Raw genomic sequence first — 968 nt, 5'->3', positions numbered from 1 at the left:
CTCGGCACACAGCCGAGCCCGCCGCTCCAGTCCAAGACCGGGTCAGACCGTTAGCGCTGCAGGGTGAGCAGTCCGGGCCGGTAGGGCAGCAGGCCGTAGTCGCCGCCGGAGTTGGTGGCGCGGCCCTGGTACAGCAACTGCAGGTTGCACGCGTCCACGGTGAAGGTCTGGTCGGGGTTGTTACGCACCAGGTCGCCGTGGCTGATGTCGTTGGTCCAGGTCGCACCGCTGTTGGCCTTACCCGCGAACGGGCTGCTCTCACTCGTGGCCTGCGGCGTCCACGACCCACCCAAACTGGACGCGGTGTACGAACGGAAGTACCGGCCCTGCGAACCGATCGACTCCACCAGCATCAGGTACTTGTTCAACCCCTGAAGCTTGTACACCTGCACACCCTCGAACAAGTTGTTCGTCGAGTCACTCATGATCTGGGTGTAGCTCGACCCGAAGTTGCCCGGGAAGTTCCCGATCGGCATGCTCGCCCGATAGATCTTCCCGTTGTCCCCGGCGAAGAACAGGTACATGTTCGACCCGTCCCCGATCACCGTCTGATCGATCGGCCCCGTCCCCGACCCCGAGATGCTCCCGGTGAACAGCGCCTGCGGCGACGACCACCCGTTCGGGTTGGTCGGGTCACTGGAGGTGCGGTAGGAGAACGCCGTCGACCCCCACTGATAGGTCAGCACCCAGATGTTCTTGGGAGCGAAGTAGAACAACGTCGGCGCCACCGTGCCCGAGCTCATCCCGGTCTGCGTGGCCGAGGCCATGTCCGACCAGTTCGTGAACGGGGCGAAGGCCATCGACCCCCAACTCGACCCGTTGTCATGCGTCGTCGCGTAGACCAGATGCTTGCCGTTGTACACCACGTTGGTGAAGTCCTTCAGCGACACCCACCCCGACTTCGGAGTGGCCAGCGCACCCGTCGACGTCCACCGGTACGACGACGGCAGATCACACGTACCCGTCGG

Annotated in this window: 1 protein-coding gene; it reads right to left on the bottom strand. The window is 64.3% G+C overall.

Annotated features, from left to right (window positions below):
* Nucleotides 1–50: 50 nt before the first annotated feature.
* Nucleotides 51–968: non-reducing end alpha-L-arabinofuranosidase family hydrolase (locus Mco01_RS38715; protein ID WP_275410699.1), on the bottom strand; the 918-nt coding region annotated here is incomplete at its 5' end.

This window comes from Microbispora corallina, from assembly GCF_016863035.1.
GTDB lineage: Bacteria > Actinomycetota > Actinomycetes > Streptosporangiales > Streptosporangiaceae > Microbispora > Microbispora corallina.
This window is presented reverse-complemented; position numbering and strand designations above follow the sequence as displayed.